The organism is uncultured Ralstonia sp. (genome assembly GCA_913056305.1).
In the GTDB taxonomy this organism is placed as follows: Bacteria; Pseudomonadota; Gammaproteobacteria; order Burkholderiales; family Burkholderiaceae; genus Ralstonia.
This window is the reverse complement of record CAJXMR010000186.1, coordinates 1-9,229: the sequence shown is the minus strand read 5'-3', so window position 1 is coordinate 9,229 and position 9,229 is coordinate 1. Positions and strand designations below refer to the sequence as shown.

Here is a 9,229-nt window from a genome sequence, read left to right as displayed (position 1 = left end):
GCAAGAACGATCAGTTCTATGCCGACTACAAGGCCGGCACGCTGGATATCCACGCCTTCCTGCGCTTTGCCCTGGCGCCGCTCGCGGCACATCCACGCGATACGCTGGCCCAGTGGCATGCGGAATTCATGCACGACGTGATCCTCCCCAAGATCACGCCGCAGGCCAAGGCGCTGGTCGACCAGCACCTGGATGCCGGCGACCTGTGCTGCGTGGTCACGGCCACCAACAGCTTCGTCACCCGCCCGATCGCGCAGGCGTTTGGTATCGACCACCTGATCGCCACCGAACCGGCCACCGCCGACGGCACGCCCGAGGGCGCCTTCACCGGCGACGTGGCCGGCACGCCGAGCTTCCGCGAAGGCAAGGTCGCGCGCGTGCACGAGTGGCTCGCCCACATGGGCCGCGGCTGGAGCGACTTCGGCCACAGCACCTTCTACAGCGATTCCGCCAACGACGTGCCGTTGCTGGAAGAAGTGAGCGACCCCGTCGCCACCAATCCGGACGACACCCTGCGGCACCTGGCCACCCAGCGCAACTGGCGCATCATGGACCTCTTCCGATCGAGCGCGGCGTGATCAAGAAACTCATCAACCGCCTGCTGGGCAAGACCGCCGCAGAGCCCGCTTCCCCCGCCCCCGCTGAATTGGGGACGTCTCCCGCCAAGAAAACCCGCACGCCCAAGACGCCCAAGCCGCGCACCAAGGCGGCCGCCGGCGGCGTGCCGCGCCAGGCGCGCGTGTGGAGCGTGGACGAGCACGGCATCGACTCGAAGCTGCTCTCGCGCAACGCGGTCAAGGTCACCTCCACGCTGCAGGAAGCCGGCTACGACGCGTACATCGTCGGCGGCGCGGTGCGCGACCTGCTGCTGGGCATCAAGCCGAAGGATTTCGACGTCGCCACCAATGCCACGCCCGAGCAGGTGCAGGCGCTGTTCCGCCGCTCGCGCATCATCGGCCGGCGCTTCCAGATCGTGCACGTGACGTTCTACGGCGGGCGCGACCAGGAAATCATCGAGGTCTCGACCTTCCGCGCGCTGGTCGACGCGGTGGAGAGCGAGCAGGTGCCGGCCGGCAAGCGCGTCAAGCGCACCGAGCTGGACCACCACACGCACGCCGTGGACGCCAGCGGCCGCGTGCTGCGCGACAACGTCTGGGGCACCCAGGCTGAAGACGCCACCCGCCGCGACTTCACCGTCAACGCGATGTACTACAACCCCGCCGATGAGACCGTGCATGACTACCATCACGGCATGGAAGACATGCGCGCGCGCACGCTGCGCATGATCGGCGATCCGGTCACGCGCTACCGCGAAGACCCGGTGCGCATGCTGCGCGCGGTGCGCTTCGCGGCCAAGACCGGCTTCGACATCGACCCCGCCACGCGCGCGCCGATCGCCGAGCTGGGCCCGCTGATCCACAACGTGCCGGCCGCCCGCCTGTTCGACGAGATGCTCAAGCTGCTGATGTCGGGCCACGCCTGGGCGTCGCTGCAGGAGCTGCGCAAGGCCGGCCTGCATAGCGGTCTGCTGCCGCTGCTGGACGTGGCGCTGGAGCAGCCGATGGGCCAGCGCTTCGTGCAGCTCGCGCTCGACAACACGGACGACCGCGTCAAGGCAGGCAAGCCGGTCTCGCCGGGCTTCCTGTTCGCCTCGCTGCTGTGGCACCACGTGCTGGAGCACTGGAACCGCCGCCGCGCCGCTGGCGAGCCGCTGATCCCCGCGCTGCACACCGCCATGGACGAAGTGCTCGACCGCCAGACCGAGCAGCTCGCCATCCAGCGCCGCTTCACGGCCGACATGAAGGAAATCTGGAGCATGCAGCCGCGCTTCGAGAAGCGCGCCGGCCGCATGCCGCACCGCCTGCTGGAGTCGCCGCGCTTCCGCGCCGGCTACGACTTCCTGGTGCTGCGTTGCGCCTCGGGTGAATTGCCGGAGGAGCTGGCCACCTGGTGGACCGACTTCCAGAACGGCGACGGCGAGGCACGCGAAGCGCTGATCGCCCAGGCCAAGCACGCCCCGAGCGGGTCGCGCATGCCGGGCATGGCGGGCGGTGACGCAACCGGGGGCTCCACGGGGCCGGCCAAGCGCCGCCGCCGCCGACGCGGTCCGGCAAAATCGGATACAGTCGGACACGTTAATCCGGAAGGTTCGGAGGGAACGTGAAGACAGTGGCGTACATCGGCATCGGCGCCAACCTGGGTGACGCACGCCAGGCCGTGAAGGATGCCGTGGTCTGCCTCGCGCAGCAGGTCGGCATCACCATCACGGGCAAGTCCAGCCTGTACCGCAGCGCGCCCGTGGAGGCCACCGGCGACGACTACATCAACGCCGTGGTGCGCATCGAGACGCCCTTCACTGCGGGGCAACTGCTCCGCATCTGTCATCACATCGAAGACCAGTTCGGCCGCGAGCGCCCCTTTCGCAACGCGCCGCGCACGCTGGACCTGGACCTGCTGCTCTACGGCGACCACGTCCTCACCTCGCCCGAGCTGACGGTGCCGCATCCGCGCGTCGGCCAACGCGCCTTCACGCTGCTGCCGCTGCATGAGCTGGCGCCGGATCTCGTCATCCCGGGCATCGGCGCGGTGGCCGAGCTGCTGCCGAACGTGGCCGACCAGCGCATCGAGAAAACCTCGATGTGCCAGTGCATGCGCGCCACGCCGGCCGCCTGACGCTCTCACACTCACCTACCGGACCCGCACGATGGCACTCGATCATCTGCGCCGCATCGTCGTCGAAGGGCCGATCGGCGTCGGCAAGACGGCGCTCGCGCAACGCCTGGCCGACCACCTGCGTGCCGCCACGCTGTTCGAGACGCCGGCCGAGAACCCCTTCCTCGCCCGCTTCTACGAAGACCCCGAGCGCTTTGCGCTGCCGGTGCAGCTGCGCTTCCTGCTGCAGCGCGCCGAGCGACTGGCCGCCTGGCACAAGGCGACGCTCGCCGGCGAGCGCATCGTCGCCGACAGCTTCCTGCCACGCGACCGCCTGTTTGCCCAGTTGACGCTGCCCGCCGACGAACTCGCGCTGTACGACGCGATGGCCAAAGCGCTGGCCCTGCCGCAGCAGCGCATCGACCTCGTGATCTGCCTGCAGGCACGCGCCGAAGACCTGCTGCCGCGCATTGCCAAGCGTGCCGTGCCTTACGAATCGGGCATCGACGCCGAGTACCTCGGGCGCATCTGCGCCGCGTACGGCGAGCTGTTTCTGTATTACGATGCCGCACCGACGCTGATCGTCGACACCGCTGCCTTCGACCCCTCAGGCAACGACGACGATTTCCGCACCTTGCTCGCCCGCATCGACGCGATGCGCGGCCCCAAGGAATTCATCAAGCTGGCAACGCGCTAGCCGACGCACTCCATGGTCTGCGTGGGCCGTCGCGATGCCCCATTGAGTCCCAGTCCATGAGCTACCTCCAGGAATCGAACCGCAAGGCCGTCACCGTCACTTCGCTGCAGGCCATGCGCGCAGGCGGCGAGCGCATCGCCATGCTGACGGCCTACGACGCCAGCTTCGCCGCCCTGATGGACCGCAACGGCGCCGATGTGCTGCTGGTCGGCGATTCGCTCGGCAACGTGATGCAGGGCCAGAAGACCACGCTGCCCGTCACGCTGGACCACATCGTCTACCACACCGAATGCGTGTCGCGCGGCATCGACAAGGCCTTGCTGATGTCGGACCTGCCGTTCGGCACCTATGGCACACCAGAGCAGGCCTTCCACAGCGCCGTGCGCGTGATGCAGGCCGGCGCGCAAATGGTCAAGCTCGAGGGCGGTGTGTGGCTCGCGCCCACCATCCGCTTCCTGATCGAGCGCAGCATTCCGGTGTGTGCGCACATCGGCCTGACGCCGCAGTCGGTGCACGCCTTCGGCGGCTTCAAGGTGCAAGGCCGCGGCGATGAGGCCGCAGCGCAGCTCAAGGCCGATGCGCTGGCCGCACAGGATGCCGGCGCGCAGATGGTCCTGATGGAAGCCGTGCCGGCCGCGCTGGCCGGCGAGGTGACACGCCTGCTGAAGGTACCCACCATCGGCATCGGCGCGGGGCTGGAGTGCTCGGGCCAGGTGCTCGTCATGCACGACATGCTGGGCGTGTTCCCCGGCCACCGGCCCAAGTTCGTGCGCAACTTCATGGACGGCCAGACCACCATCGACGGCGCCGTCTCGGCCTACGTGGCAGCGGTCAAGGACGGCACCTTCCCCGGGCCGGAACACACCTTCGCGGCGTAATCCGCACCGCGCGCCCGCATGGAAATCTGGTCGGCCACCGTCGACGCCTTCGCCCTGCTTGCCAGCGGCGATGCGGCGCTGTGGCGGATCGTGTGGGTTTCGCTGAAGGTGGCGGTGGCTGGGCTGCTGCTGGCGGCGCCGCTCGGCCTGCTGATCGCCTACGCCATCGCCATGCACCGCTTCCCGGGGCGCCGTGTGCTGGTGGTGCTGGCGCAGGCGTCGCTGTCGTTTCCGACCGTGCTGATCGGGCTGGTGCTCTACCTGCTGCTGTCGCGCCAGGGGCCGCTGGGCGGCTTTGGGCTGCTGTTCACCCAAGGCGGGATGATCCTGGGGCAGGCGGTACTCGGGCTGCCGGTGATCGTCGCGTTTGCGCTGGCAACGCTTGAGCGCGCCGACCCACGACTGACCGAGACCGCGCGCGTGCTCGGCGCCGGACCGCTGCGGCTGGTGCTGACCGTGTTCCGTGAATTGCGCTTCGGCCTGGGTGCGGCGGTGGTGGCGGGCTTTGGCCGCGTCATCGCCGAGGTCGGCTCCGCGCTGATGGTCGGCGGCAATATCGAAGGCGTCACACGCACCATGACCACGGCGATCGCACTGGAGACCAGCAAGGGCGAGTTCGCGCAGGGCATCGCGCTGGGCATCGTGATGATCGCGCTGGCACTGCTCGTCAACGTGGTGCTGGCGTGGCTGCAGGGCGCGGGCACCTTCCGCCATCGCGCCGCGTGAACACGCCGATGACGCCATCCCGCCCGCTGATGGTGTTCGAACACCTGCGCTGCCGCCACGGCGAGCGCCTGCTGTTCGAGATCCCGCGCCTGGCGCTGTCGGCGGGCAATGCGGTGGTCATCACCGGCGCCAACGGGGTCGGCAAGACCACGCTGCTGCGCATGCTGGCCGGCCTCACGCCGGCCGGTGCTGCCGTGGTGACGCTGGATAACGGCCCGCAGCCGCTGTCGCCCTACCCCGGCGCGTTGCGCGCGCGGCTGACCTACGTGCACCAGCATCCGTATCTGTTCCGCACGTCGGTGCGCGCCAATCTGGCCTACGGCCTGACGACGGGTCCGCACCGCGTTTCGCGTGCGGAGTTGCAGGACCGCGTCGACGACGCCATCCGCTGGGCCGGCCTGCAGCAGGTGCTGGACGTGCCGCCCGAGCGCCTGTCCGGTGGCGAAACGCAGCGCCTGGCGCTGGCACGCGCCCGTGCATTGCGCACCGACGTGCTGTTGCTGGATGAGCCGACGTCCAACCTGGATGGCGCAGCGCGCGAGCAGGTGCTCGCGCTGGTGGGCGAACTGGCGGCAGAAGGCCGTGCACTGCTGATGGTTTGCCACGACCGCGAGCTGATCAACCTGCCCGGCGTAGCGCGTTGGAAGATGGAGCGTGTAATGGGCTTTGACGGGGGCGCGAGGCTGTTCCACAGGGGGCAGAGCTAGGCGTGGCCGACGCTGTGTGGCATGCCACACGAGGAGGTTACAACAACGCTCTGCCCCCTGTGGAACAACCTCCCTCCGGGTTGCTTCCAAAACACGCGCTGGGGGTGTCGCAGCCAACTGCCAATGGAACAACCATTGGCAGCCGTCCGCGCCTACCCAGCCCGCGTTTTGGAAGCAACGCGCCCCCGTCAAAGCCCATTACACGCTCCCAGCGAGGGGCGGCTCGAAATGCGCGGGCACCACACCGCGTAGGGCGTTGCACACGGCAACGGCCTCGGCACGAGCGACGTCGGCGCGGGTCAGCACGCGTTCGTGCAACGGCGCGCCCAGCCATGGTGTCGCGTCATCCAGCAACACCGCACGCATCACGCCCGGCAGCACGCCGGCCGACAGCGGCGGCGTCCACCACGCGCCGTCGAGCTTGACCAGCACCGTGGTCCGCCCGCCCTCGGCCAGCGTGCCGTCCCCGTTGAAGAACACCGCATCGAAGGCGCCTTCGCGCTCGGCGGCCTGCCAGGCCGCGTCGTAGGCGGCGCGCAGGCTGGTCTTGTGGCTCGGCAAGTTGTGCGCGGCTTCGCGTGTTTGCGAGGCGACAATCAGGCGTGCAGGCGCATCCCATGTGGCCGGCAGCGGCAACAGGGGCGCGGCCGTGATGCTGGCTTCGCCGCTGCGCGTGAGCGCTAGGCGCATGCGGTGATCGCCCTGGGGTGGCAGGGCGGCGCAAACGCGCGCGACCTCCCCTGCCAGCGCGGCGCGATCGAACGGAAAACCAAAGGCCCGCGCGGAGTGCTCCAGCCTCGCGAGATGTCGCTCCAGCAGGGGCACCCCCTCGCGCGTCGCGCGCATCGTCTCGAACAGCGACAACCCCGGATCAAGCGCCGTCACGAAGCGCGCCTTCAGCTGACACTCCGCGTATTCCTCATCGGCCACGCTGTCGTGCACGATGCCGGAGCCGATGCCGAGTTCGCCCGCGCGCAAGCCGTCGGTACCCGGCGCGCTCAGTACCAGCGTGCGGATCGCCACGGAAAAGCACGCGTCGCCCATCGCACGCCCATCGGCCGGCACATCGATCCAGCCGATGGCACCGGTGTACAGGCCGCGCGGCGCCGGCTCCAGCGCATCGATGATCTCCATGGTCCGCCGCTTGGGCGCGCCGGTGATCGAGCCGCACGGGAACAGCGCTTGCAGGCACGCTTCCAGGCCAGTGGCGGGCGGAATCTCCGCCTCCACGGTCGACGTCATCTGCAGCACGCTGCCATAGGGTGTCACCTCGAACAGCGCCGGCACACGCACCGAGCCCGGCCGTGCGAGGCGGCCCAGGTCATTGCGCAGCAGGTCGACGATCATCAGGTTCTCGGCGCGGTTCTTCTCGTCGGCGGCCAGGGCGATGGCGCGGGTTTCGTCGACCTCCGCGTCGCCGGTGGCAGGCGCCGTGCCCTTCATCGGCCGCGCGAGCAGCCGCCCGGCATGATGCGAGAAGAACAGCTCCGGCGAGCACGACAGGATCGCCCCGCCCTCCGGCAGCCCGATGAAGGCGCCGTACGGCACCGGCTGGCGCGCGCGCAGGCGCCGGTACAGTGCGGCCGGCGCGCCGAACGCGGTCATGCGCAGGCGGTAGGTGTAATTGACTTCGTAGGTGTCGCCCGCCGCAATCCAGTCGTGGATGCGCGCGATGGCGTGGGTGTAGGTGTCGTGGTCGACGCTGGCCGTGCTGTCGAACAAACCGGCCGTGCCGGCCGCCTCGGGCCACGCGTCGAACAGCGCGTCGACCTCGGCCGGGGTCAGCACCTGCATCGTGCGGAACAGCAGCACGCGCAGGCGGCCATCGTGACCGGGCAAGGCGGAAGACATTTCAGGGGTGGCCGGCAACCCGACCAGCGGCTCGCCGAACTCGTACGGCGCTACGATCAGCGCATGCAGGCCCGCACGCCACGCGGCGCGCAGGTCGTCGTCCAGCCCATCGAGCATGCCGGCGGGCCGGAAGAACTCGCCGGCATAGCCGGTGTACCAGCGCGAGCATGGCCCGCCGCCCGAGGTGGCATCGTCCAGCAGCGCGAACGGCGCGCCGGCTTCTGGCAACTGCATGACGATGTCCTCGGTGACTGCGGTAACGCTTCGATTACGACGAGAAGAAGTTCTTCACCTTATCCATCCACGACTGCTCCTGCGGGCTGTGCCGCGAGCCGCCTTCGTGCACGGACTTGTCGAACTGCTTGAGCAGATCCTTCTGATGCTCGGTCAGCTTGACCGGCGTCTCGATCACGATGTGCACGTACAGATCGCCGGCATAGCCCGAGCGCACGCCCTTGATACCCTTGCCGCGCAGGCGGAACGTCTTGCCAGCCTGCGTGCCCTCGGGCACCGTGAACGAGGCGCGGCCACCCAGCGTCGGCACTTCGATGTCGCCGCCGATGGCCGCCGTGGCGAACGAGATCGGCATCTGGCAGTGCAGATCGTCGCCGTCGCGCTCGAACACCGGGTGCGGCTTGATGTGGATTTCCACATACAGGTCGCCCGGCGGGCCGCCGTTGATGCCCGGCTCGCCATTGCCCGACGAGCGGATGCGCATGCCTTCGTCGATGCCGGCCGGGATCTTCACTTCCAGCGTCTTCTGGCTCTTCAGCTTGCCCTGGCCGTGGCACTTGGTGCACGGCTTGGGGATGTACTTGCCGCTGCCGTGGCACTTCGGGCAGGTCTGCTGCATCGTGAAGAAGCCCTGCGACACGCGCACCTGGCCGGCGCCGTGGCAGGTCGGGCAGGTCTCCACGCTGGAGCCGGGCTCGGCGCCCTTGCCGTGGCAGTGGTCGCATTCGTCCCAGTGCGGCACGCGGATCTGCGTGTCGTAGCCGTGCGCGGCCTGCTCCAGCGTGACTTCCATGCTGTAGCGCAGGTCGGCGCCGCGATACATCTGCGGGCCCGCGCCGCGGCGGCCGCCCTGGCCCTGTGCCTGGCCGAAGATGTCGCCGAAGATGTCGCCAAAGGCTTCCGCAAAGCCGCCGAAGCCCTGCGCGCCCGCACCGAAGCCGCCGGCCATGTTGGGGTCGACGCCGGCATGGCCGTACTGATCGTAGGCAGCCTTCTTGTCGGAATCGGAGAGCATCTCGTAGGCCTCCTTGGCCTCCTTGAATTTCTCTTCCGCTTCCTTGCTGTCCGGATTGCGGTCCGGGTGGAACTTCATCGCGAGCTTGCGATACGCCTTCTTGATCTCGTCGTCGCTCGCGTCCTTGCCCACCCCGAGCACTTCGTAGTAATCACGTTTTGCCATGGTGGCCTAAAAAGATCGCCTGATTGTTGCTTGGTCGAATAGCAAAAAAGCCGAGCGTGGCATCAGGTGCGTCCAACGCATCCTGATGACCACCGCCCGGCGTACCCTCACGTCCGCCTGGCGGACGATCCGGCTTACTTCTTGTCGTTCACTTCCTTGAACTCGGCGTCGACGACGTTATCGTCCTGCGGCGCGCCGTGCCCGGCCTGTGCACCTGCCTGGGCGCCAGCGGCTTGTTCCGCACCACCTGCCTCGCCCTTGGCCTGCATGTCGGCGTAGACCTTCTCGCCCAGCTTCTGCGAGG

At 68.7% G+C, this 9,229-nt stretch carries 9 protein-coding genes; 7 read left to right on the top strand and 2 right to left on the bottom strand.

Annotated elements, in window-relative coordinates; genetic code table 11:
- The 7 genes from QZ609_RS20930 to QZ609_RS20900 form a co-directional block, all read left to right on the top strand.
- On the top strand, window positions 1–578 hold a 578-nt coding region (locus tag QZ609_RS20930), incomplete at its 5' end, for an HAD family phosphatase (RefSeq protein ID WP_295499068.1).
- Window positions 575–2,164, top strand: a complete 1,590-nt coding sequence (gene pcnB, locus QZ609_RS20925) for a polynucleotide adenylyltransferase PcnB (RefSeq protein ID WP_295499067.1) — start codon at window positions 575–577, stop codon at window positions 2,162–2,164. The genes QZ609_RS20930 and pcnB, both read left to right, overlap by 4 nt.
- The gene (gene folK, locus QZ609_RS20920) at window positions 2,161–2,673 is read left to right on the top strand and encodes a 2-amino-4-hydroxy-6-hydroxymethyldihydropteridine diphosphokinase (protein ID WP_295499066.1); all 513 of its coding nucleotides are present in this window, start codon (window positions 2,161–2,163) and stop codon (window positions 2,671–2,673) included. The genes pcnB and folK overlap by 4 nt, the downstream gene beginning before the upstream one ends.
- 31 nt (window positions 2,674–2,704) lie before the next feature.
- On the top strand, window positions 2,705–3,349 hold the full coding sequence (locus QZ609_RS20915; protein ID WP_295499065.1) for a deoxynucleoside kinase: 645 nt from the start codon (window positions 2,705–2,707) through the stop codon (window positions 3,347–3,349).
- Between the two features lie 56 nt (window positions 3,350–3,405).
- Window positions 3,406–4,227, top strand: a complete 822-nt coding sequence (gene panB, locus QZ609_RS20910) for a 3-methyl-2-oxobutanoate hydroxymethyltransferase (protein WP_295499064.1) — start codon at window positions 3,406–3,408, stop codon at window positions 4,225–4,227.
- A gap of 18 nt (window positions 4,228–4,245) precedes the next feature.
- On the top strand, window positions 4,246–4,953 hold the full coding sequence (locus QZ609_RS20905; RefSeq protein ID WP_295499063.1) for an ABC transporter permease: 708 nt from the start codon (window positions 4,246–4,248) through the stop codon (window positions 4,951–4,953).
- Window positions 4,954–4,961: 8 nt separating this feature from the next.
- Window positions 4,962–5,660, top strand: a complete 699-nt coding sequence (locus QZ609_RS20900; protein ID WP_295499062.1) for an energy-coupling factor ABC transporter ATP-binding protein — start codon at window positions 4,962–4,964, stop codon at window positions 5,658–5,660.
- A gap of 198 nt (window positions 5,661–5,858) precedes the next feature.
- Here QZ609_RS20900 and QZ609_RS20895 read toward each other — a convergent pair whose 3' ends face one another.
- Together QZ609_RS20895 and dnaJ are read right to left on the bottom strand one after the other, a co-directional pair.
- Window positions 5,859–7,745 carry a bifunctional chorismate-binding protein/class IV aminotransferase gene (locus QZ609_RS20895; protein WP_295499060.1) on the bottom strand — a complete coding sequence of 629 codons (1,887 nt, stop codon included), beginning with the start codon at window positions 7,743–7,745 and terminating at the stop codon, window positions 5,859–5,861.
- Between the two features lie 34 nt (window positions 7,746–7,779).
- Window positions 7,780–8,925, bottom strand: a complete 1,146-nt coding sequence (gene dnaJ / locus QZ609_RS20890) for a molecular chaperone DnaJ (RefSeq protein ID WP_295499058.1) — start codon at window positions 8,923–8,925, stop codon at window positions 7,780–7,782.
- Window positions 8,926–9,229: the final 304 nt, after the last annotated feature.

Excerpts from the sequence above, each read along its gene's own strand:
- QZ609_RS20915 (WP_295499065.1), top strand. The coding sequence starts at position 2,705 with ATGGCACTCGATCATCTGCGCCGCATCGTCGTCGAAGGGCCGATCGGC.
- panB (WP_295499064.1), top strand. The coding sequence starts at position 3,406 with ATGAGCTACCTCCAGGAATCGAACCGCAAGGCCGTCACCGTCACTTCG.
- QZ609_RS20905 (WP_295499063.1), top strand. The coding sequence starts at position 4,246 with ATGGAAATCTGGTCGGCCACCGTCGACGCCTTCGCCCTGCTTGCCAGC.
- QZ609_RS20900 (WP_295499062.1), top strand. The coding sequence starts at position 4,962 with ATGACGCCATCCCGCCCGCTGATGGTGTTCGAACACCTGCGCTGCCGC.
- QZ609_RS20895 (WP_295499060.1), bottom strand. The coding sequence starts at position 7,745 with ATGCAGTTGCCAGAAGCCGGCGCGCCGTTCGCGCTGCTGGACGATGCC.
- dnaJ (WP_295499058.1), bottom strand. The coding sequence starts at position 8,925 with ATGGCAAAACGTGATTACTACGAAGTGCTCGGGGTGGGCAAGGACGCG.